This is a genomic window from Marinobacter sp. LV10R520-4, assembly GCF_002563815.1.
Taxonomy (GTDB): domain Bacteria; phylum Pseudomonadota; class Gammaproteobacteria; order Pseudomonadales; family Oleiphilaceae; genus Marinobacter.
Window position 1 is genome coordinate 2,677,846 of the sequence record NZ_PDJM01000001.1, and the last position, 22,442, is coordinate 2,700,287.

24 protein-coding genes and 1 pseudogene are annotated in these 22,442 nt (G+C 54.0%); 16 read left to right on the forward strand and 9 right to left on the reverse strand.

Annotated features, from left to right (window positions below; all coding sequences use genetic code 11):
• The first annotated feature begins 57 nt into the window (after window positions 1-57).
• Window positions 58-1,221 carry an RNA-guided endonuclease InsQ/TnpB family protein gene (locus tag ATG98_RS13000; protein ID WP_228706129.1) on the forward strand — a complete coding sequence of 388 codons (1,164 nt, stop codon included), beginning with the start codon at window positions 58-60 and terminating at the stop codon, window positions 1,219-1,221.
• 49 nt (window positions 1,222-1,270) lie between these two features.
• Here the strand turns inward: ATG98_RS13000 and ATG98_RS13005 are convergent, their stop codons facing one another.
• From ATG98_RS13005 to ATG98_RS13015, 3 genes are all read right to left on the reverse strand, one after another.
• Window positions 1,271-3,472, reverse strand: a complete 2,202-nt coding sequence (locus ATG98_RS13005; RefSeq protein ID WP_098423394.1) for a DUF1631 domain-containing protein — start codon at window positions 3,470-3,472, stop codon at window positions 1,271-1,273.
• Between the two features lie 175 nt (window positions 3,473-3,647).
• Window positions 3,648-4,928 carry an HlyC/CorC family transporter gene (locus ATG98_RS13010; RefSeq protein ID WP_098421460.1) on the reverse strand — a complete coding sequence of 427 codons (1,281 nt, stop codon included), beginning with the start codon at window positions 4,926-4,928 and terminating at the stop codon, window positions 3,648-3,650.
• Window positions 4,929-4,975: 47 nt separating this feature from the next.
• Window positions 4,976-5,782, reverse strand: coding sequence for a cytochrome C assembly family protein (locus ATG98_RS13015; protein ID WP_098421461.1), 807 nt, complete (start codon window positions 5,780-5,782; stop codon window positions 4,976-4,978).
• 192 nt (window positions 5,783-5,974) lie between these two features.
• On the opposite strand from ATG98_RS13015, the gene ffh reads away from it, so the two are divergent.
• The 14 genes and pseudogenes from ffh to ATG98_RS13085 all read left to right on the forward strand — a co-directional run bounded on the left by ffh (window position 5,975) and on the right by ATG98_RS13085 (window position 18,226).
• On the forward strand, window positions 5,975-7,360 hold the full coding sequence (gene ffh / locus ATG98_RS13020; protein WP_098421462.1) for a signal recognition particle protein: 1,386 nt from the start codon (window positions 5,975-5,977) through the stop codon (window positions 7,358-7,360).
• A gap of 162 nt (window positions 7,361-7,522) precedes the next feature.
• On the forward strand, window positions 7,523-7,762 hold the full coding sequence (gene rpsP, locus ATG98_RS13025; protein WP_007348783.1) for a 30S ribosomal protein S16: 240 nt from the start codon (window positions 7,523-7,525) through the stop codon (window positions 7,760-7,762).
• A gap of 50 nt (window positions 7,763-7,812) precedes the next feature.
• Window positions 7,813-8,340 (forward strand): ribosome maturation factor RimM, encoded by a 528-nt coding sequence (gene rimM, locus ATG98_RS13030; RefSeq protein WP_098421463.1) that lies wholly within the window; start codon window positions 7,813-7,815, stop codon window positions 8,338-8,340.
• Window position 8,341: 1 nt separating this feature from the next.
• Window positions 8,342-9,100, forward strand: coding sequence for a tRNA (guanosine(37)-N1)-methyltransferase TrmD (gene trmD, locus ATG98_RS13035; protein WP_098421464.1), 759 nt, complete (start codon window positions 8,342-8,344; stop codon window positions 9,098-9,100).
• A gap of 25 nt (window positions 9,101-9,125) precedes the next feature.
• Complete coding sequence (gene rplS / locus ATG98_RS13040; protein ID WP_018403116.1) at window positions 9,126-9,482, forward strand: 50S ribosomal protein L19; 357 nt, start codon at window positions 9,126-9,128, stop codon at window positions 9,480-9,482.
• 13 nt (window positions 9,483-9,495) lie between these two features.
• A pseudogene (locus ATG98_RS13045) lies at window positions 9,496-10,295 on the forward strand (site-specific tyrosine recombinase XerD).
• Window positions 10,296-10,394: 99 nt separating this feature from the next.
• Window positions 10,395-11,144: a thioredoxin fold domain-containing protein gene (locus tag ATG98_RS13050; protein ID WP_098423396.1), complete on the forward strand. Its 750-nt coding sequence runs from the start codon at window positions 10,395-10,397 to the stop codon at window positions 11,142-11,144.
• Window positions 11,145-11,264: 120 nt separating this feature from the next.
• Window positions 11,265-12,566, forward strand: a complete 1,302-nt coding sequence (locus ATG98_RS13055; protein ID WP_098423398.1) for a homoserine dehydrogenase — start codon at window positions 11,265-11,267, stop codon at window positions 12,564-12,566.
• Window positions 12,567-12,592: 26 nt separating this feature from the next.
• Window positions 12,593-13,993 carry a threonine synthase gene (gene thrC / locus ATG98_RS13060; protein ID WP_098423400.1) on the forward strand — a complete coding sequence of 467 codons (1,401 nt, stop codon included), beginning with the start codon at window positions 12,593-12,595 and terminating at the stop codon, window positions 13,991-13,993.
• 5 nt (window positions 13,994-13,998) lie between these two features.
• Window positions 13,999-15,729 (forward strand): single-stranded-DNA-specific exonuclease RecJ, encoded by a 1,731-nt coding sequence (recJ, locus tag ATG98_RS13065; protein WP_098424445.1) that lies wholly within the window; start codon window positions 13,999-14,001, stop codon window positions 15,727-15,729.
• Window positions 15,730-15,976: 247 nt separating this feature from the next.
• Window positions 15,977-16,228, forward strand: coding sequence for a type II toxin-antitoxin system Phd/YefM family antitoxin (locus tag ATG98_RS13070; RefSeq protein ID WP_098423401.1), 252 nt, complete (start codon window positions 15,977-15,979; stop codon window positions 16,226-16,228).
• Entirely contained in the window at window positions 16,225-16,479 is a 255-nt protein-coding gene (locus ATG98_RS13075) for a Txe/YoeB family addiction module toxin (RefSeq protein ID WP_098421470.1), read from the forward strand. Before ATG98_RS13070 ends, ATG98_RS13075 begins: the two co-directional genes overlap by 4 nt.
• Window positions 16,480-16,492: 13 nt before the next feature.
• Window positions 16,493-16,708, forward strand: a complete 216-nt coding sequence (locus tag ATG98_RS13080) for a BrnA antitoxin family protein (protein ID WP_228706132.1) — start codon at window positions 16,493-16,495, stop codon at window positions 16,706-16,708.
• 108 nt (window positions 16,709-16,816) lie between these two features.
• Window positions 16,817-18,226: a plasmid pRiA4b ORF-3 family protein gene (locus tag ATG98_RS13085; RefSeq protein ID WP_098423402.1), complete on the forward strand. Its 1,410-nt coding sequence runs from the start codon at window positions 16,817-16,819 to the stop codon at window positions 18,224-18,226.
• Between the two features lie 118 nt (window positions 18,227-18,344).
• Here the strand turns inward: ATG98_RS13085 and ATG98_RS13090 are convergent, their stop codons facing one another.
• From ATG98_RS13090 to ATG98_RS13115, 6 genes are all read right to left on the reverse strand, one after another.
• Complete coding sequence (locus ATG98_RS13090; RefSeq protein WP_098421473.1) at window positions 18,345-18,692, reverse strand: type II toxin-antitoxin system PemK/MazF family toxin; 348 nt, start codon at window positions 18,690-18,692, stop codon at window positions 18,345-18,347.
• On the reverse strand, window positions 18,689-18,922 hold the full coding sequence (locus ATG98_RS13095; RefSeq protein WP_098421474.1) for a DUF2281 domain-containing protein: 234 nt from the start codon (window positions 18,920-18,922) through the stop codon (window positions 18,689-18,691). The genes ATG98_RS13090 and ATG98_RS13095 overlap by 4 nt, the downstream gene beginning before the upstream one ends.
• A 525-nt stretch (window positions 18,923-19,447) precedes the next feature.
• Window positions 19,448-19,774, reverse strand: a complete 327-nt coding sequence (locus tag ATG98_RS13100; RefSeq protein WP_098421475.1) for an addiction module antidote protein — start codon at window positions 19,772-19,774, stop codon at window positions 19,448-19,450.
• Between the two features lie 12 nt (window positions 19,775-19,786).
• Complete coding sequence (locus ATG98_RS13105; protein ID WP_098421476.1) at window positions 19,787-20,083, reverse strand: type II toxin-antitoxin system RelE/ParE family toxin; 297 nt, start codon at window positions 20,081-20,083, stop codon at window positions 19,787-19,789.
• 308 nt (window positions 20,084-20,391) lie between these two features.
• Window positions 20,392-20,679 (reverse strand): HigA family addiction module antitoxin, encoded by a 288-nt coding sequence (locus ATG98_RS13110; protein ID WP_098423403.1) that lies wholly within the window; start codon window positions 20,677-20,679, stop codon window positions 20,392-20,394.
• Between the two features lie 13 nt (window positions 20,680-20,692).
• Window positions 20,693-20,971 (reverse strand): type II toxin-antitoxin system RelE/ParE family toxin, encoded by a 279-nt coding sequence (locus ATG98_RS13115; RefSeq protein ID WP_098423404.1) that lies wholly within the window; start codon window positions 20,969-20,971, stop codon window positions 20,693-20,695.
• A 737-nt stretch (window positions 20,972-21,708) separates the two neighbouring features.
• Between ATG98_RS13115 and ATG98_RS13130 the strand changes: the two genes are divergently transcribed.
• Window positions 21,709-22,302: a hypothetical protein gene (locus ATG98_RS13130; RefSeq protein ID WP_098421480.1), complete on the forward strand. Its 594-nt coding sequence runs from the start codon at window positions 21,709-21,711 to the stop codon at window positions 22,300-22,302.
• Window positions 22,303-22,442 lie beyond the last annotated feature (140 nt).

The window sequence follows — 22,442 nt, forward strand, 5'->3', positions numbered from 1 at the left end:
AAAATTTCACTGTATAAATGATTGACACCAATTATTTCAAGTCCTAATATTATCAACATGAACAACGAGAAATCAACCCACATTCGCACCCAGCAAATCCTCATTCGAAAGCAGCATGAGGCGTTTCGCGGAGCCAGCGTTTGCACTCAGATTGTTGGCCAGGAATGGACCTCTTATTTTGCGGCTCTGCGGGCGTACAAGAAGATGCCTTCCAGCTTCAAGGCCAAGCCGAAGAAGCCCGGTTACGCCCACAAAGCGGCCACCGTGCACATCGGTCGAAACGGCTTCAAGTTTGTCGACGGCACGTTGTATTTTGCCAACGGTGTATTGCCACCGATCAAAACGCAGTTTCGGTTTTCACAAAAATGGAACGCGTCTGTCGGCGACACCGTTGCGCTTGAGGTCAGAATTGTACCCAAGGGCAACTGCTTCATTATTGAAATCATTTACAACGAATCAAAAGTTGTGGAGGCGGGCAACTTTTGCCGTCTTCTCGACCAATCCCGCAAGGCCGGGATCGATTTAGGCATCAACACTCTTATCGCCCTCGCAACCGATCAGCCGGGCGTTCGCCCTGTTCTGATCAACGGTAAAGCGCTGAAATCGATCAATGCCTGGTACAACAAGCGTGTGGCCAAACTTCGCTCCCAAGGCAAATACGCCCACATTCGCGCCGTGACCAACAAACGCACTCGCCGGATAAAAGACCTGCTGCACAGAGCGTCCAGCAAGGTTGCTTCTTATTGCCTGGAAAACAATATCGGCACACTGGTCATCGGTTATAACAAACACTGGAAGCAAGAGGTCAATATTGGCCGCGTGAACAACCAGAAATTTGTCGGCATTCCACACTCAATTTTGATTTCTCAAATCCAATACAAGTGTCACGGGCTGGGCATCACCACCGTTATTCAGGAAGAGTCGTACACGTCCAAAGCCTCCGCTCTAGATAATGACGTCCTGCCGGTTTACGGTGAAAAACCCAAAAACGTCTTACCACTATTCAGCGGAAAGCGAATCCGCCGAGGGTTGTATCAAAGCAAACACGGGATCATAAACGCCGACATTAACGGCGCTCTTAATATCCTGAGAAAAGCAACGGGTGAGGCCTTAGGGCTAGCCTGTAAGGGGTGTGTGTCAAACCCCATAATGATGGATCTTATGCCACACAAATCCATCGTTATTAGAAGGGAAAATACTGCGCACCAGATCGCCGCGTAGTAGGTTTACCCAGATGCCAATTCAAAATCTTCGATTTAGTGTTGGTAGTTCACCCTGCTTTGCTTCGAAGAGACCCCACCACCGCGTTCAGTGCGCGGTCAATCAGCGCTCCTTGCTCCAGCAGCGTCAACCGGCCACGGCACATTTCCTGGGCAAGCTCGGTGCGGGTTTTTTCAATCACTTTCAGCCCCATGCGGTTAACGAACACAAAGCAGTCGGCTTCTTCAATAATAGCCGACAGTTTGCAACGGAAGCTGGCGCCGTTTACCAGGCTGAATTCTACCCAGCTACCGGTTTCAATCTGGTCAATCTTATCCATGTATTCAGAAATGGAGTTGTCTTGCAGTTCTTCGCCGATGTCCTCTTTTGCAGGGCCTGGCGTTACTACTAAAGGCTCTGGGCGGGTTTCTATAGCCGCGTTGGTGCGGAACGCCTCGGCCAGTTCATGTTTGAGCTGGGCCATCATTTCGTCGAGTTTGGACGAATTAAACGACACTTCTTCAAGCCCGGCGCGCAAGGTTTTCAGCAACCCCGGTACCACACGAACCCACTGGTCGCGTTCGGCATCCTCGTGATGGGGGTGCAGGCACCAGATCAGGTCGTCCAGTACTTTTACCGACTCGTTCCAGCGGTGCTCCATCTCGTCCCTGAGGTAGGTCAGGAACATAACCCGGCTCCAACCATTAACAACAATGGTATGAATGGTGTGCGGCAGTTTGTAACGGGCCAGCTTCTCTTTCAGTATCGTGTCGACAGTCTGCTGGGCTTTCTGTGATTTTATACGGCCACGCTCAGATTCGCGGGTGCGCTGCTCCACCAGGGTTGAACGCTTGTTTTCCCGCTCCAGAAAAGCGTCGAATTCGTCATGTAGGGCAACAAACAACGATATGTCGCCGTCAAACTCTTCAAGAATCCGCTGCACAATGGTGTGAATCTGGTTGTAAAGTTTGTCTCGCGACTTTTCATCGCTGTTGCTCCAGCCAATGCCGGCGCGGGCAAGGTTGTTGAGCAGGCGCCGAGCGGGATGGCCGCCATGGCTGAAGAACGTTTTGTCGCGCATCACCACTTTCAGTATCGGTATCTGCAAGCGGCTGATCAGCACCTGAATGGGTGCTGACAGGTTATCGTCGTCGAGAATGAAATCGAACAGCATAGACACAAGATTAATGAGGTCTTCATCGGCCTCGGTTATAGCGGCTTTGCGGCCATCTTTGCGCTTTACCTGCGCCAGAAGTTGGTGCATCAACTCCAGTAAATCTATAGTCAGCGGCTCGCCTCGGCTGAGGTCTTCGCTGAGGCCTGTGTAGCCAAAGTTGTCAAATGTGTTCTGCGCCGGCAAAGCGTTAAGAAGTTCGCCAAGTTCAGCGGCAGACACACGGTATACCGGGCGGCTGTCAGAACGCTGCTGCGGCATACCGGCATTGCTACGTTGGTGCGCAAGCATGCTGCGTATCTGTTCGAATACCGCGCTTTCGCCTGCGGCATCAGCCTGCGAGGCGCTCGTTGAATCCGCGCTACCGGCTGCTTTGCCGCCTCTACCCGGGCTTTGCGAGGTATTTTTACCCTGATGGCGAAAGTGGGGGATCACCCCCGCCTGCACCAAAATGCGGTTGGCTTCGTCTAGCAGCATGCCCAGATTAGACATAACGTAGCGGTCAAACTGCTTCAGCAGAATCAGGCGCTCGCGAATCTGGATTTCCATGGGCTGTATGGCGTGTATAAACGCCTGGCCCAAGTGCTCTGGCGCCAAGGGGTTGGATATAACGCCGTCTGCTGTTTTATATACTTGACTGAAGCGCGCCTCCAGCTGAATCAGCTGGCCTTGAAAGTGCGCTTTGGCTTTTCCGGCCATGGCGTTTAACGCAACCTGTTCTTCCAGGTCGTCATTGCCCACCAGCGCGAGGTTGTCTGCGTCTATGGCCTGGGGCTGGTTATCGGAACTGGTCTGGCTGGGTGGCGACACAAAAAATGCACTTATCGCTTCGCTGAACTCGCGTTCAACGCCTTTGCGCTTGATGCGAATTTCCCGCATGGCTTCAAAGTAGCGGTTTTGCTCATTGTTGTTGCGGCAGTTGTTAGCAAGTTCAAATAGCGAATCGTCGACGGCGTCCAGCGCACCCTGTAACAAGTCACCCAGGCCTGCAACAACCGTTTCCCGAATGCGTACCACCTCGGGTGGAACAGGCGCGACTTCCCCGTTAGCGCCTTTCGAACGCTCGTGGATATAATGAATGCCGGACTGTTCGCTCATGGCAGGTTTCTGTCTCTCTCTCCGCCTTGGCCCTTTATAGGCTGCTTCTAAAAAGGGAATTACGCTTATTGGTCAAATTTAACCCATCTGAATCTTTTTTTATACGTTTGCTTTTCAGTTTTCACGACAGGCTCACAAAATCAGGCGCCCGCGGTTACCAAAGCTGGCGCTGTATTCACCGGCCAAGCCCGCGGTTTTTGCGTTTTTTGGGGTGAACAATGGCCGCCTTCACAACATTATCTTTAATTTGTAGTACTTCAACCCGATGTCCACCAACCCTCAGGCACACATTGCTGTCGGGGATATTCTCCAGGGTTTCGGTAATCAAACCGTTCAGGGTTTTCGGGCCGTCTATGGGCAACTTCCAGGCCAGGCTTTTGTTAATTACCCGCAGCGAGGCGGAGCCATCAATAATATAAGTGCCATTGTCTTGGGGAATAATGTCTGGGCTGGTGGATGCATAGTCGGTGGTGAACTCGCCCACGATTTCTTCAAGTATGTCTTCCAAAGTGGCCAGGCCCAGAACTTCGCCGTATTCGTCTACCACAATGCCAAAGCGACGGCGGCCCTTCTGGAAGTTAATCAGCTGGGTGTTCAGTGGTGTGCTTTCCGGTACAAAGTAGGGCTCGGTGCACAGCTGTACAATCATGTCTTTGTTCAGGTCATCTTTTTGCAGCAGTTTGGCGATGTTGCGCAAATGCAGAATGCCCTGAATTTCATTGATATCGCCTTTATAAACCGGCAGGCGGGTGTGCTGGCTATTGCGTAACAAGCGCAGAATGCTGTTCAGGTCGTTATCCAGATCAATCCCGACGACTTCGTTACGGGGCACCATAATGTCCGTCACGGTGACTTTTTCCAGGTCCAGTATGCTCACCAGCATATCTTTGTGCTTGGCCGGAATCAGCGCGCCGGCTTCGTTTACCAGGGTGCGTAACTCCTCGCGGCTGAGGTGGTCGTTGGCAATGTCTTCCGGCGACACCCGCAGCAGTTTCAAAATGCCGCCGGTGAACAGGTTTACCGCCCATACCACCGGGTAGAGTATTTTTAGCAGCGGAGCCAGAACATAACTGGCAGGAAAGGCGATTTTTTCCGGAAACAGTGCGGCCAACGTCTTTGGCGTAACCTCCGCAAAAATCAGGATAACAATGGTCAGTAGTACGGTGGCTATGGCAATACCGGCGTCGCCCCAGATGCGTATGGCGATGACCGTGGCAATGGCCGAGGCAGAGATGTTAACGAAGTTGTTGCCAATCAGGATAACGCCGATCAGCTGATCGGTGCGCTGCAGAAGCCTGTGGGCGCGCTTGGCGCCTTTGTGACCGGTTTGCGCCATGTGCTTCAGGCGATACCGGTTCAGCGTCATCATTCCGGTTTCGGAGCTGGAAAAGAAGGCCGATAGCAAAATCAGTCCGGCTAGCGTAATAAACAGCGCGGTCAGCGATGTTTCGTTCAAGCGAGGTGTCCTCTCTATTTTTGAAGAGCGTGGAAGGCGCTACCGTTTTACAGGCCGCGATGGAAAATCAGTTCCAGCACCAGCTTGCTGCCATAGAACGCTACCATTAATAACGCGCAGCCTGCCAGTGTCCAGCGGCTTGCGGTCACCCCGCGCCAGCCTCTGGTGTGGCGGCCAATCAGCAAGGCCACAAACACCAGCAACGAGAGTATCGAAAACAGAGTTTTGTGGGCAATGTCCTGGGCGAACAGGTCTTCGACAAAAAGAGCGCCGGTAACAATGGCTAGAATCAGTAGCACAACACCGGCCCACACCAGTTCGAACAGCACCGACTCCATGGTTTGCAGGGGGGGCAGGTTGCGCACCAGGCGGCTGTTGTAGTTGCTCTTCAGTTGGCGGTTTTGGATATACAACAACACGGCCTGAATCGCCGCCAGGCTGAACAGGCTGTAAGCGGTGACCGACAGGGCAATGTGGGTCAGCATGCCATAGCTGTGCTCTGGCACCAGCCGCGCTGGAGTGGGCGCTGCCAGCGCAACAATAATGGTCAGGCCGGCCAGGGGGTATACGCCTAATAGAAGGTTTTGTAGGGGTTTGGTAAGATTCAGGCCAAGTAGCAGGAATGTGATCAGCCAGGAGATGATGAGCGAGCTGCGCACAATGCTGAAATCGAAACCGCCGTCATGATGCACAATCTGAGTGATCAGCAATGCGTGGCCCACCAAGGCCAAAATGCCCACCAATGTGGTCATTGCCAAGCTGCTTTGCACCCGGCCGCGGAAATGAAGGGCCTGCAGGGCCGTGCCGATGCTGTATAACAGAAGTGAGGTAACCGCGAGAATCAGCGTTCCCATAAAGTGTTAATCCTGGGCTGCCCTATATGCCACTGTTCAGGCTGAGGTTTACGGCGCATTAAAAGTGATTTCACTGAGCTGGTCGTTTCGGGACGATAGTCTGGTTATAATGTGCCAATTATGCAACCGGAATCAACAGGCCCCGGGGTCTGATGTTTCCTGAATACTCTTATCCGGGTACGGAAGAACCGCATGTTTGAAAATCTACAGGACCGACTCTCCGGCAGTCTGCGCAAAATCACGGGTCAGGCGCGGCTTACCGAAGACAATATCAAAGATACGCTGCGTGAAGTTCGCATGGCGCTGCTTGAAGCCGACGTTGCTTTGCCGGTGGTTAAGGACTTCGTAGAGGGTGTTCGCCAGCGTGCCATTGGCCAGGAAGTTCAGCGTAGCCTGACACCCGGCCAGGTGTTTGTGAAAGTGGTGCAGCAGGAGCTTGAGCGGGTGATGGGCGAGGCCAACACTGGCCTGAATCTGTCGGTTGCTCCGCCTGCGGTCATCATGATGGCGGGCCTGCAGGGTGCCGGTAAAACCACCACCGTTGCCAAGCTGGCGCGATTCCTGAAAGAGCGCCAGAAGAAAAGCGTGATGGTGGTCAGTGCTGACATTTACCGTCCGGCTGCTATTAAACAGCTGGAAACCCTGGCCAACGAGGTAGGCGTAGAGTTCTTCCCCAGCTCCGCCGACCAAAACCCGGTTGCCATTGCCGAAGGCGCCATTAGCGCAGCGCGCAAGAAACACATTGATGTGGTGATACTGGATACCGCCGGCCGCCTCGCCATCGATGAAATGATGATGGGCGAAATCAGCCGCCTGCACGCTGCGGTAAAACCGATAGAAACCCTGTTCGTGGTAGACGCCATGACCGGGCAAGACGCCGCCAACACCGCCAAGGCCTTTAACGAAGCCTTGCCGCTGACAGGTGTGGTGCTTACCAAAACCGACGGCGATGCCCGTGGCGGTGCTGCCCTGTCGGTACGTCACATTACTGGCAAGCCGATCAAATTCCTGGGTGTGGGTGAAAAATCCGACGCTTTGGAGCTGTTTCATCCAGATCGGGTGGCGTCACGCATCCTGGGTATGGGCGATGTGCTTTCTCTTATAGAGGAAGCCGAGCGCAAGCTGGACCAGAGCAAAGCCGAGAAGCTCACCAAAAAGATCAAGAAAGGCAAAAGTTTTGATCTTGAAGACTTCCGTGACCAGCTTCAGCAAATGAAAAGTATGGGCGGCATTGGCGGCCTGATGGACAAGCTGCCGGGCATGGGCCAGATGGCCAAGGTAGCCCAGCAGCAGGTAAACGATAAGTCGATGGGGCAAATGGAAGCGATCATCTGTTCCATGACCTCAAAAGAGCGCCGTTACCCGGACACCATCAACAACTCCCGCAAGCGCCGTATTGCCAACGGTTCCGGTTCGCAGATTCAAGATGTGAACCGGCTGCTTAAGCAGCACAAGCAAATGCAGAAGATGATGAAAAAGTTTAGTAAGAAAGGCGGGATGGCCAACATGATGCGCGGTTTGGGTGGTATGATGCCGCCCGGCGGTGGAGGCGGTCAGCCTCCCTTTGGTCGTATGTAAAATGCCTTACGCCTAAAACAGGGAAACAACCGGTTTCGCTGTTTTCTTTGGCGCTTTTTTAGCATAGAATAGCGCCCCTTTCGAGTATGGGTCTTCATGTTAGCCGCTTTTGGCTGCATTGAATCGTACAAAGTTCGTACAACAGAACAGGATATTGGTTAAATGGTAAAAATCCGTTTGGCTCGCGGCGGCTCTAAGAAGCGCCCGTTCTACCATCTGACAGTGACCGACAGCCGCAAAGCACGCGACAGTCGTTTTATTGAACGTGTCGGCTTCTTCAACCCGATTGCCCGTGGACAGGAAGAGCGTCTGCGTGTTGATCGTGAGCGTGTTGCGCACTGGATCAGCCAAGGCGCACAGCCTAGCGATCGCGTTGCCCAACTGCTGAAAACCGCAGACTGATCTATCAGAGCAATCTGAAGATTAGCCTGACACACACCGGGGTGACACACATGGCAGAATCCTCGCAGGAAACTGTGATTGGCCGTATTACCGCGGTGTTTGGGATCAAGGGCTGGCTTAAAGTCTACTCTTTTACCGATCCCAGAGACGGAGTGCTGAACTACCGCAACTGGACCCTGGTTCAGGAAGGAAAGCGTATTCCCGTCAAGCTTGAAGAGGGTCGCCGCCAAGGGCAGGGGATCGTCATCAGGCTGAAAGGTATTGATGATCGTGATGTTGCCCAGCGCTACTGCGGGTTTGACATTCATGTGCCAACAGAACAATTACCAGAGCTGCCCAAGGGCGACTATTACTGGTATCAGTTGGAAGGCCTTGAAGTGTTCACGGTTGAAGATGAATGCCTGGGAACAATGCATCATATGCTGGAAACCGGCGCCAACGACGTATTGGTAGTGCAGGCAAGCCCTGCTTCTATTGATCAGCGCGAACGGCTGATTCCTTACCTGCCTGACGAAATCGTTTTGCAGGTAGATTTAGCCAAAAAGCGCATGGTGGTTGACTGGGATCCGGAGTTTTAGGGTGTGGATTGGCGCTGTCAGTCTGTTCCCGGAAATGTTTGCAGCGGTAACCGATTATGGCATCACCAGCAGGGCCGTGCGTGACGGGTTAATCACCTTTCACAGCTGGAACCCGCGGGATTTCACCCATGATCGTCACCGCACGGTAGACGACCGCCCCTACGGTGGCGGCCCCGGTATGCTGATGAAAATTCAGCCGCTACGGGATGCTATTCACGCTGCACGGCAAGCGGCTCCGGGCCCGGCTTGTGTGGTGTATTTATCGCCTCAGGGTGAAACCCTGAATCAGGCAGTTGTGGAATCTCTGGCAGCAGAGCAACGGCTAATACTGGTGGCGGGCCGTTATGAAGGTGTGGATGAACGCTTGATTACGGCAGAAGTAGATCGTGAAGTGTCGCTGGGAGACTTTGTGCTTTCCGGCGGTGAACTGGCAGCCATGGCTGTGATTGATGCGGTTACGCGCCTCATCCCCGGAGCGCTGGGTCATGCGCAGTCGGCAGAGCAGGATTCGTTCGCCGACGGTTTACTGGATTGTCCGCACTATACCCGGCCCGAAGTGTATGAAGGTCAGGCGGTGCCGGATGTTTTGTTGGGCGGTCACCATGATCAGATCCGGCGTTGGCGGCTTAAACAGTCGTTGAGGCGAACCAGCGAGCGACGCCCCGACCTGCTTAAAAAGCGGGAGTTTTCGGAAGAAGAGCGCAAGCTACTGGCAGAGATTTTAAACGAACCGTGTGCCTCTGAATCTTCAGGGCATTAAAAGATTGGGAATCAGGAGCATAACGATGAGCGGCAAGAACAACATCATCAATCAAATTGAAACAGAACAAATGACCAAGGAAATTCCGCCGTTCGCGCCGGGTGATACCGTGGTTGTTCAGGTTCGCGTAACTGAAGGCACCCGTGAGCGTCTGCAGGCGTTTGAAGGCGTTGTCATTGGTAAGCGCAACCGTGGCATGAACTCTTCTTTCATCGTACGTAAGATTTCTTACGGCGTGGGCGTAGAGCGTACATTCCAGAGTTTCTCCAAGCTGATTGAAAGCATTACAGTGAAGCGTCGCGGCGTTGTTCGCCAGGCCAAGCTGTACTACCTGCGCGACCTGTCTGGTAAGAAAGCTCGTATCAAGGAAAAGCTGGGCTGATTGGCTTCCCGCCATGCTCAGTGTTAAAAAAGGCAGCCACGGCTGCCTTTTTTGTGTTTCGGCAGAAGACGAGGCAACCATCGCACGCTTCTGCGACGCCATCTGGCTGGAAGACGGCTTAAGCGAAAAAACCCGCGAAGCCTACCGCAGTGACTTGGGCGGCCTGGCGCAGTGGCTTCAGGGCCAGCCCGGTACACCGTTGCTGACAGCCGCCCAGCGTAGCGACCTACTGGCTTGGCTATCCGACGGGTTACCCTCACCGAAGCCGAAGTAGACGCGCTGCTGGCCGCGCCTGATCCCGAAGTGCCTATAGAGCTGCGCGACAAAGCCATGTTGGAAATTCTGTATGGCTGCGGATTGCGGGTTACCGAATTAACATCACTGCGGCTGGACCAGGTGAACTTGCGCCAGGGCGTGGTGCGCATTACCGGCAAAGGCGATAAAGACCGCCTGGTGCCCTTAGGCGAAGAGGCCATAGACTGGCTACTGCGCTACATAAAAGAAGCACGACCGGAATTGCTGAAAGGCCACGCCTGTGACGATCTGTTCCCCGGCAATCGCCCAAAAGCCATGACGCGTCAAACGTTCTGGCACCGCATCAAGCATTACGCGGTGCGCACCGGTATCCAAAAACACCTGTCGCCGCACACTCTACGTCACGCGTTCGCAACCCACTTGCTCAATCACGGTGCAGATTTACGGGTGGTGCAAATGCTGCTGGGCCATGCGGACTTGTCCACTACCCAGATATACACCCACGTGGCGCGCCAGCGTCTGCAGGAACTGCATCGGCAACATCACCCTCGCGGGTAATATCTTTGTTTTGCTGCTCTTCTACGTCGATTTTTTGCTACCCTAAGTCCGTGCTGAATTAACTCGGTCTGTTTTTTTATCCACATTGCGGACACCCATATGTCTTTTTCTCTGCCTGTTATGTCCCGCCTTGTTGCCGCGGCCCTGTTGGGTGGCTTACTGCTGCCAGCATTCGCCGTTGCAGAGGATATTGAAGAGCGCATCACCCAGCGCCTGCAAACCGCCGTACCCGGCCTGCAGGTAGAAAGCATGGCGCCGGCAAAAGCGCCGGGCATATACGAGGTGCGCACCAACAGCGGTCAGATTGTGTACGCCACCGAAGATGCGGAATATCTGTTTATTGGCGACCTGGTCAAACTTGAAAACGCCGGCTACGTTAACCTTACCGAACAGGCACGCACCAGCCAGCGCCGGCAAACTATAAACGAGCACGCCAAAAAGGGCGGCTTGATCCAGTACGCGGCCAAGGGCGAACAAAAAGCGGTGATTGACGTGTTTACCGACATCGATTGCGGTTACTGCCGCAAATTACACGGCGAAATGGACGAACTTAACGAACTGGGCATTACCGTAAATTACTACGGCTTTCCCCGTTCCGGTCCGGGTACCGAATCCTTCCGCAAGTACGTGTCCGTGTGGTGCGCCGAAGACCCGCAAGCGGCTATGAACAAGGCCAAAAGCGGCGGCGCCGTCAAGCCCGCTGACTGCGCCAACCCGGTGGCTGAGCAATACAACCTCGGCCGACTGGTCGGCGTAACCGGCACCCCCGCTATCGTATTGGAAGATGGAACATTAATGCCGGGCTACGTGCCCGCCAAAACCCTGGCGCGCGGTTTGGGTATTCTCTAAATAATGTGCATTCTTTAGGCAATCAGCTGCCGCCAGGTCTTATTCCGCAGGCTGTGAGTGGGTATACTGTGCGGCCTTAATCATCAGCTATCAGCAGCCATCGTCATCAGAGGTAAAAGAGTGAAACAGGTCAGTGTTGGAATTTGCGGACTCGGAACCGTGGGCAGCGGAACCTTCAAGGTACTCACTCGCAACGCGGCGATCATTGCCGGTAGGTCAGGGTGCAACATCCAGATTACCCGCATTGCCAGCCGAACCCCTCGCTCAGACATCGACCTGGGTGGGGTTCCCTTCAGCACTGACGTCTATGACGTGGTGAACGATCCCGCTATTGATATCGTGGTGGAAGTGATTGGCGGCTACGATGCCGCCAAAGAACTGGTGCTGACCGCGATCAAAAACGGCAAGCACGTAGTTACCGCCAACAAGGCATTAATAGCTGAGCACGGCACCGAAATTTTCGCCGCAGCTGAAAAAGCCGGCGTAATCGTGGCTTATGAGGCGGGCGTGGCCGGTGGTATTCCGGTTATCAAAGCCATCCGCGAAGGCCTGGCGGGCAACCGCATTGACTGGATTGCCGGCATTATGAACGGCACCGGTAACTACATTCTGACCGAAATGCGCGCGGGCCGTGAATTCGCCGGCGTGTTGGAAGAGGCCAAGGCTCTGGGTTACGCCGAAGCCGATCCCACCTTTGACGTGGAAGGCATAGATGCCGCCCATAAGCTCACCATTCTGGCCTCGGCCGGCTTCGGTGTGCCGCTGCAGTTCAGTAAAGCCTACACTGAAGGCATCTCTAAAATTACCCCTTACGACATCGCCCACGCCGAACAGCTGGGTTATCGCATCAAACATCTGGGCATTGCCCGCCGCCGCGAAGACGGCATAGAGCTGCGAGTTCACCCAACGCTGGTTCCCCAGAGCCACCTGATTGCACAGGTAGACGGCGTACTGAACGCCATTCTGGTAGACGGCGACGCCGTTGGCCAAACCATGTACTACGGCCCGGGTGCCGGCGATGAAGCCACCGGTTCCGCCGTGGTTGCCGACATTATCGACGTTGCCCGCATAGTCGCCAGCGGCAGTAGCTTACGCGTACCCTTCCTGGGTTTTGCACCGGAAGCCATGGAAGATCTGCCCGTATTGGAAATGGAAGACGTACAGTCGGCGTATTATCTGCGTATCACCGCGTTTGATCGCCCCGGTGTGCTGGCCAAAATCGCGACTATCCTGAGCGACAGCGGCATCAACATCGAATCCATTATGCAAAAAGAATTCGAAGTGAAAGACGGCCGCATCCCGGTGATTATCCTGACTCACACCGTGCAGGAACGGCAGATGAACGGCGCCATTGCAGAATTGGAAAACCTGCCAGACATAGACGGCCAGGTGGTTCGTATTCGCGCTGAAAACTTTAACTAACAGCTTTCACTAACAGGTAGTCGCACGTGAGATACATCAGCACGCGGGGTGAAGCGCCCGCACTGGGTTTTGAAGACGTTCTATTAACCGGCCTGGCGCCAGACGGCGGTTTGTACGTGCCTGAAAGCCTGCCCCAGTTCAACCTGGAAGAAATTCGCAGCTGGCGTGGCCTAAGCTACAGCGAACTGGCGTTTAACGTCATGTACCCGTTTGTGGAAGGCGACATTCCCGCCGACGATTTCCGCACCATGCTGGACGACACCTACGGCGCATTCGCCCACAAGGCCATCGCCCCGCTGGTACAGATCGACAGCAACGAATGGGTGCTGGAACTGTTCCACGGGCCGACTTTGGCGTTCAAGGATTTCGCACTGCAACTGCTGGGCCGCCTGCTGGATTACGTGCTGGAACGGCGTAAGCAGCACGTGGTGATTATGGGTGCTACCTCTGGCGACACCGGTTCGGCCGCCATCGAAGGCTGCCGCCGCTGCGAGCACGTGGATATCTTTATACTGCACCCTTACCAGCGCGTGTCTGAAGTACAGCGCCGGCAGATGACCACGGTGCAAGGCGACAATATTTACAACATTGCCGTGAAAGGCAATTTTGATGATTGCCAGCGCATGGTGAAAGCCAGCTTTGGCGACCAGTCATTCCTGGGTGGTAAAACCCAGCTGGCGGCGGTGAACTCCATCAACTGGGCGCGCATTATGGCCCAGATTGTGTACTACTTTCATGCGTCCTTAGCCTTGGGTGGGCCGGACCGCAGCATGGCGTTCTCGGTGCCCACCGGCAACTTTGGTGATATCTTTGCCGGTTACTTGGCGCGAAAAATGGGCCTGCCCATTTCCCAGCTGGTGATTGCAACCAACCGCAACGACATACTGCATCGCTTTATGAGCGGCAACAAATACGAACAACAGCATTTGGAGCATACCCTTTCGCCCAGTATGGATATTATGGTGTCCAGCAACTTCGAGCGCCTGTTGTTTGATCTGCACGGCCGCGACGGCCACGCCGTGAAAACCCTGCTGGAAGACGCTTCCAAAGGCCCTGTCAGCATCGACGACTTCCGTTGGAAACAGGCCCGCAGCCTGTTTGACAGCAGTGCTGTAGGCGACCAAGACACCTGCGACACCATCCGCGACGTGTTCCAGCAGAACGCGTATCTGCTAGACCCGCACACCGCCATTGGCGTGCGCGCCGCCCGCAACTGCCGCCGCGATGCCAGCATACCGATGATTACCTTGGGCACGGCCCACCCGGCGAAATTCCCCGATGCGGTGGCCGAATCCGGCGTAAGCGCCAGGCCCGAACTGCCGGCGCACCTGGCCGACCTGTTCGAGCGGGAAGAGAAATACACCGTGCTGGACAACAATATTGCCGACGTTCAGGCCTTTATTGCCAAGCATTGGAAAAACACCTGAGCGGCATGACCCCCAAAAAAATCCTGCGGCGCCCCCAGCCAGCCAACGTGCCCGGCTGGGGGCAAGATTTGCCGCCCATATTACGCCGTTTGTACGCCGCCCGCGGTGTAACGTCAGACGACCAACTCAGCTACACCCTGCGCCATCTGGCATCGCCGCTGCAATTACGGGGCATAGACCGTGCCGTAGAATTGCTTGCCGAAGCCATTGAAAAACAGCAGCGGGTGCTGATACTCGGGGATTTTGACGCCGACGGCGCCACCAGCACCGCCGTCGCCCTATTGGGCCTGGGCATGCTGGGCTTAAAGCAGGTGGATTTTAAAGTACCAAGCCGGTTTTCTGACGGTTACGGGCTAACCCCCGGCATTATTTACCGCTTGCAAGAAGACGGCCCGCTGCCAGATTTAATCGTCACCGTGGATAACGGCATAGCCGCCGTGGAAGGCGTACGCGCCGCCCGCGAACTGGGCATGCTGGTGGTCGTAACCGACCACCACCTGGCGGGCGACGAACTGCCCCAGGCCAACGCCATTGTGAACCCCAACCAGCCAGGCTGTGAGTTCCTCAGCAAAAACGCCGCCGGCGTAGGCGTGATGTTCTACGTGCTAACCGCCCTGCGCAAACACCTGCGCGAACTTGGCCGGTTGCCAAACCCCGAACCCAATCTGGGCACCTTGCTGGACCTGGTAGCCCTGGGCACCGTGGCCGACGTAGTGCCGCTAGACCACAACAACCGCATATTTGTCGAACAGGGCCTGCGCCGCATACGCCAGGGTGAAACCCGCCCCGGTATACTGGCGCTGCTGGAAGTGGCGGGCCGTGACCATACCGCTATCAGCAGCAGCGATTTAGGCTTCGTAGTGGGCCCGCGCCTGAACGCCGCCGGCCGCCTGGACGACATGAGCGTGGGCATCGCCTGCCTGCTGGCGTCAAGCCCGGACGAAGCCCGCCGTTTGGCGCAAGAGCTGGACACCTTCAACCGCGAACGCCGCACCATCGAAAAAGATATGAAAGTCCAGGCCCAGGATTTGCTGGCGTCTATGTCGCTCGATTTGGAAGGCTTACCCTGGGGCCTGGCGCTGTTTGATCCGGACTGGCACCAAGGCGTCATCGGCATACTGGCCGCCCGTATACGCGAACAAACCAACCGCCCAACCGTGGCGTTTGCATCCGATGAAAACGGCAAAGACATAAAAGGCTCCGCCCGCTCCATCCCCGGCCTGCACATCCGCGATGCCCTGGCCGTCGTCGACGCCCGCCACCCCGGCCTGCTGAAAAAATACGGCGGCCACGCCATGGCCGCCGGCATGACCCTGGCCGCCGGTGACCTGGAAGCCTTTTCCAACGCCTTCGACAAAGCCGTACGCGACAAGCTAACAGCCGGCGACCTTGAAGCCGCCATCACTACCGACGGCCCCCTAAGTGCCAGCGAACTCAACCTTGACACCGCCGCCCTGCTAAAACGCGCCGGCCCCTGGGGCCAACACTTCCCCGAACCGCTTTTTGATGGCGAATTCAAAGTAGTCAGCCAGCGCATCGTCGGCCAGAACCACCTGAAACTGGTGCTTCAGCCTACCGACGGCGGCAATATAATCGACGGCATAGCCTTCAACACCGGCGCCGAAGTGCCAGACTATACCCATACGGGTGTGAGGGTGGTGTACAAGCCGGATGCCAATACCTTCCGTGGCAGGACTAACTTACAGCTGATGATTGATTACCTGGAGCCGCGCTGACCCAGAGGAAGGGGACGGATTTCAAATCCGTCCCCGGTCTTTCTTGTTCGTCCCCAATCTGCCAAAACCTCGCTCAAGGGGACAGATTTGGAAACCGGGGACAGATTTCAAATCTGTCCCCGGTTTCCAAATCTGTCCCCGGCTTCACTAGTGCTCCAGAACGCCCGGCCGGCTCGTACCCTGATTGTTTAATTTCAGTGCGTACTATATCCTGTACAATAACAACATCCTGTACAGGAGCAATATTATGGATGCAATCAGTTACACGGCTGCCAGAACCAATTTAGCGAAAACCATGGATCAGGTCTGTGAAGACCGCTCGCCAATCATTATCACCCGGAGTAAATCGCAATCCGTGGTAATGATCTCTCTTGAAGACTACGAAGCGCTGCAAGAGACCGCCTACCTTCTGCGTTCGCCAAAGAATGCCCGCCGCTTGTTGGAATCCGTTGCCGAATTGGAGCAAGGCGGCGGGCAGGAAAAGGAACTTTTTGAATGAAACTCATCTTCTCCGAGAACGCCTGGGAAGATTATCTGTATTGGCAAAAAGCCGACAAAAAAGCTCTCACCCGAATCAACAAGTTGATTAAAGAAACCAAACGCGAACCGTTCGAAGGCATTGGTAAACCAGAACCCCTAAAGCACAGTCTTGTCGGTTACTGGTCTCGTCGAATCAATGAAGAAGATCGCATGGTCTACAAAGTCACGGATGACGCTCTGCTTATCATTCAGCTCCGGTATCATTACTGACTCAGCGTTGTCGTTGAGTGAAGCCGGTGTGCCTGTCCAGCGCTTTCTGCTTGAGCTGGTTGATGATTTCTTTCGGAATGCAGAACTTCGCGTTCCAGCAAAACAGCCAGTGACTCTGCGCATCGATGAAGATGTGCTGGTCTGGTTCAAGGCACAGGGGAAAGGGTATCAGACCCGTATTAATAAATTACTCAGACAATATATGAAAAGCCAGACTGCAAAGCGCTGATACATAGGGGGACGGATTTCAAATCCGTCCCCAAATCCGCCCAAACTTCGCTCGAGGGGACAGATTTTAAATCTGTCCCGGCTCTCTTTCCATCACTGTGGAGGTTTCATGACGAAAACAAGTAACAATCTATACCAAATCAAAGTCTCACTCATCGGCGCCCAGCCACCCATCTGGCGCCGATTGCTGATCGAACCAGACACAACCTTTCAAGACCTCCACCGCATCATCCAGCTGGCCATGGGCTGGCAGGTTTCGCACCTGCATTTATTCCAGGCCCAAGATGGCAGGCTGCTAGGCGACCTGGCCGAAGACGAAGACAGCATGCTGAACGTTGAGGACGAATCCGCTGTAGCGGTTTCCAGCCTGCTGGCCAGAGAAGGGCAGGTGCTGATGTACGAATACGACTTTGGCGACGGTTGGGAGCATGACGTAACGCTAGAAAAAATTCTGCCGGGCAACCAAGAAGAGCCTTTGCCCCGGTGCATAAAAGCTGTACGCCAGTGCCCACCAGAGAATGTAGGCGGCCTACCGGGCTTTTATGATTTTCTCGAAGCCATGGAAGATGCCACGCGCCCCGAGTACGCTGCGGCGCGGGAATGGCGTGGCGGTGAGTGGTTTGACCCCGAGTATGTGAACCTGAACCAGATCAACGAAGACCTGCTTGAACGCCATGCCCTGTTTGCCGAATACGCGAATGACGAACCGCCGATGGCAGCCATCGATCTCTGCGGCATCAACCCAAACCAGATGCATGAATTACTGCAAAATCCTTTAAATTGCCCCTCAGTATTTAAACCTCTGCTCAATGCAGAAGCCGTGAACCAGGTGCTCGATACCGCCCCGATAATCCGCATGGCCAAGGTGCTGGTGGCCGCTTTGGAAGGCAAAGGCATTCGCCTGACCAGCAACGGCAACCTGCCTTTGAAACAGGTTCAAGCCATGATTCAAGCGGGTGGCGAAGAGATTGTTTTTCCCATGGGCAGGTTTCGTAAAATACGTTCAGAGGAACACGTTCTGCCCGTCATCCTTACCCGCGTGCTGCTGGAGCTTGCCGGCTTTACAAAAACGCAAAAAGGTCACCTGCTGCTGAAAAAAACAGCGCAAACCCGCTTGGCGAAAAAAGGCTGGCTGACGTTTTATCAGGACATCTTCTCAACAGCGCTGTCACAGTTGAACTGGGCCTGGATAGATAACCGTGAAGGCATGGAAGGGGTTCAATACGTTGCTCCGTTCTGTTTCTGGTTGCTGTCAGAAAAAGGTGACCAGTGGCGGCCGGTGCAAGAATACCTGGCTGACATGCTTCGAACCTTTCCGCAGTTGCCGTTGTCCGCCGAGCCTAGCACTTACATAAGTGGGGAACAGCAGGCTAATTGGGCATTAGACGCAAGAATGCTGGAACTTTACCGAATACTCGGGCTGATAGAGCGAAACCCGGAGCAGGCCGAGTTTCAGGAAGCAGATAAACAAACGATGCGACGAACGGCGTTGTTTGAAACGATGTTTGTGCGGGCGTAAAAAAAGGGGACGGATTTCAAATCCGTCCCCGCTCTACAAATCTGTCCCGGCTCTGTTTGCCCAGCTCTGCATACCCCCCGGGACAGATTTCAAATCTGTCCCGGCTTTGTCAGTTTGTTCAAGCCCCCGCGATCCAGTCAGCAATGCGATGCCGCAGACTGCTAAGCTGATTTTCGGGTATCTCTCCAAGCTTGCCGATAAGCAGAGATCCGTCTAAAACCGCAATTCTTGACAGCCGGAACACGCTAGAAGCCTTTAAGCCTGAAGCAGTGAACTCTGGATCTGAATCCGATAATATCCAGTCCAAATCGGGGTCTAATTGGCGTAACTGCGAAGAAATCATGCAGACAAGCCAGTCATCATGGGCGTTATCCAGTTTTCTCAGCAGCAAAACCGGTCTCTTTTTACTGCTTTCCAGATTTGTGAATGGGAACGGCATTAAAGCGACGTCGCCTGCAGTCTTCACCGCCAGTGCTCCTTGACATCTTCCTCTGAATAAAGCTCTGGCTCATCTTCGATACCACGCATAGCCTGCTCTGTACTCAAAGTCCTGAACTCCTGTTCTGTCCAGTCGGCCACCGCCGCTTGATCTTTTTCACCATAGCGTTGCTCTAAAAAAGCGGCGAAATCCATCACTTCTTGCTGTCTTGCCGGTGGCAAGCGGCTAACCATATTAACGAGTTTTTCGAGTTGCATTTTGGAAAGCCCCACTTGTCTAAGTTGAATTAAGTTATCACAGTCAACGTTTTCTCTGAAGCGGGTTTAATCCTGCCTTGACGAGGAACCGGTGTGCTTGTCCATGGTCAACTGGCTGCTCAGCCTAGCGCTTAAGTGGGGAACAGCAGGCGAAATGGGCGTTAGACGCCAGAATGCTGGAACTTTACCGAATACTCGGGTTGATAGAGCAAAACCCGGAGCAGGCCGAGTTTCAGGAAGCAGATAAACAAACGATGCGACGAACGGCGTTGTTTGAAACGATGTTTGTGCGGGCGTAAAAAAAGGGGACGGATTTCAAATCCGTCCCCGCTCTGGTTGCCCAGCTCTGCATATCCCTCGGGACAGATTTCAAATCTGTCCCGGCTTTGTCTGTCCGACTATAACCCTGCAACAACTGCAACACTTGGAGTGGCTCTGAACATTCCAAATCCAGGCCTACGCACTGGCTTATCCCGCCATCAGGCTAAGCTGTGCCTGTCCCTAGTCTTACTGAATCCAGTTCGTCTACCGATTCTTACCAATAGCAGCGGGAACCGCCTGCAAATGAACGCCCAAGGCGTGCAAAACGCGGTTTATGGTGTCAAAGCGCGGACTCGCGCCCGGCTTCAGAGCTTTGTAAAGGCTCTCTCTGCTCAGCCCGGTAACGCCAGCAATCTCAGTCATACCTCTGGCGCGGGCAACATGCCCCAGAGCCCTCAGCAGTTCATCGTTATCGCCATCCTCGATGACTTCAGACAAGTAAGCCGCGATAACCTCATCGTTATCAAGGAACTCAGTGATATCAAAAGGGGTGAAACCGTGTTTTTCGTACGCTTCTTGGTTGATAGCCATAGTCAAATCCTCTTACTTCTGCAGCTCAGCCGCCATGCGCTTGGCCAGCTCTATATCTTTATTCTGGCTGGCCTTATCACCACCAACCAGTAAGAAATACACCCTTTCGCCATCCTGCATGTAATACAGCCGGTAGCCTGGCCCGGTCGGGATACGCATCTCGTTAACAAAATCGCCAACACTTTTGGTGTCGCCAAAGTTGCCATTTTCAGCCCGCTCAATTCGGCGCGCAATGCTGATAACGCCCATCGGGTCTTTCAGCTTCTTCAGCCAGCTTTTGAATGTTTTGCTTTGGCGAATAATGTTCATAGACTGACTGTATCCATTCGGATACATAGATACAAATTAAATAAAAGGAAACACCCATTTCACTCCGTCTGACGAGCCCGAAAACAGGGTGAACGCGTTATGCTCGCCTCCAATTAATAATGTATGGGGAAGAACGGTGGGTCGCGATTGGATTAGCGCAGGAATGGAGAGCCAGGCTGCAAAGCTCTGATACACAGGGGGACGGATTTGAAATCCGTCCCCAAATCCGCCCAAACTCAGCTCGAGGGACAGATTTCAAATCCGTCCCCATTTTCGTCCGCCAGTGCTGCTTGATTATTTTCACCAAACTAACCCTGGGTTGGCTGCAGTGCGCGAATCGGCGGTTGAACGTGTAGCTTGGCCTGGGCAAGGTCATAGTTCACCTGCATGGCAAGCCAGGCGCGGGCAGTACTTACGCCAGCCATTTCCAGGCGTAAAGCCAGAACAGGGCTAATTGCGGCGCGGCCATTTAATACGCGAGACAGGGCAACGCGAGACATGCCAAGCCTGGCGGCGGTTTCGGTGACTGACAAGCCAAGTTCCGAGACCACGTCCTCTCGCAGTAGTTCGCCAGGGTGCGGAGGGTTCGTCATCATGGTGTGATCTCCTTTAGTGATAATCAACATAATTGACCAGTTCGACATCAACCCCGATAAAACGGAAGGTCACTCGCCAGTTGCCATTTACCCAAAGTGACCAATATCCCTTCAAATCGCCTTTCAACTGGTGCAGCTTGAACGAAGGTATATTGAGATCATCTGGACCTGCGGCAACGTCCAATAAAGCAAGAATTCGCCGGAGCTTTGCAGTACGCGCTGCTTGGATGCCCCGGATTGTCCCAGTTTTATAAAAGGCCTCGAGCCCCTTGTGTCGAAATCCTATAATTATAAAGAAAGTGTATCTTGTAGCGTTACGGGATGCAATTTGAGTTGGGTGATGATTTCTTTCGGAATGCAGAATTCGTCGCGCCAGCTAAACAGCCAGTGACTCTGCGCATCGATGAAGATGTGCTGGTTTGGTTTAAGGCACAGATACATAGGGGGACAGATTTCAAATCTGTCCCCAAATCCGCAAACTCCGCTCGAGGGGACGGATTTGAAATCCGTCCCCGGTCTGTCCGCTATGATCGCCGAACTCCGCGTTTCGCTTACGGGACAGATTTCAAATCTGTCCCGGCTTTGTCTTTTACCTGCTTTTCAGGCTTAATCCTGCAACGACTGCAACGCCTGGAGTGGCTCGGAAGATAACGACACGTTTACTAGTGAGCAGAAAATAGGCAGTTGAAGTGTACGCCAATTATCGTACAATGGAGGTATGGTTTGGGGTTTAGGGATGTAAAAGCCAAAGTTCTGGCGTGTTTAGAAGCTGGCGCTGTATCTCACGAGCAAAGATCGAGCATCGACATCAAGAACCGGCTCGCAACGGGACAAGTTACGTTGCATGAGGTGGCAGCTGTAATCGGGCAGGCCCGTGGCAATCAGTATAGGTCCAGCCCGCACCATCTTGTCAGCAGTGTGGATGTTCATGTAATTACCGCCCGGCGAAAGGGCAAAGACTGGTATATCAAGTGGTATTTCGTTGAACCCGATTGTGTTTTTATCAGCGTGCATCACTGAGGTAACCAAATGAAAATTTTTAAGGTAGGTGATTCGCAAAAAGCAATTTGTGAGCATTGCGGATCGCTCCAAACTGCCATTTTTAAGCTGCGTGATGTGCCACTGAGTGATGGTAGTGGAACAGTGAAGAACGTCTTGGCTGGAGTGTGCGACGAGTGTGGTCAGGTATGTCTGCTTCCCCATCAGTCTACACCTGCAGTGCGGCGGCAGCTTGAAGCCCAGCGGCGATCTGTTGAGAGCCGGTTACCGGCGCATCTGATTGATATTCTAAGTCTCGCTGTTTGTGAGCTGGGCGGTACGGCGGATTTTGTCCCCAGCTTAATGAAATACTACATCCACCAGCTGGCGAAAGATCCGGAAGCGGCTGCGGAACTTTCAGCAAATCTGGAGAGCGAGTTGGCTCAGGGAAAAGGTGATAAGCGGCTTTCATTGAAGGGCCGGAGAGTCAGCGAGGAACTAAATCTACTCAAAGTAGCGTCTCACATTAGCCACACGACAGATCTTATCAAAAGCGTGATTATTAAGATTAACGACGATGTACTGGTGAAGAAAAGCCCGGGGCCATTACAAGAGCTAAAGTCTATCGTTGCTGCGGTCGCCTAGACGCTTGCCGCGCTTCCTTACCCGAAATGGAGAGGGGACAGATTTCAAATCTGTCCCCGTTTTTGTATCTAGCCTTGCAGATTCGGTTGCGAAGTCGGCATCGCGGGAAACGGTGCGCCTGTCCATGATCAATGCAAAGA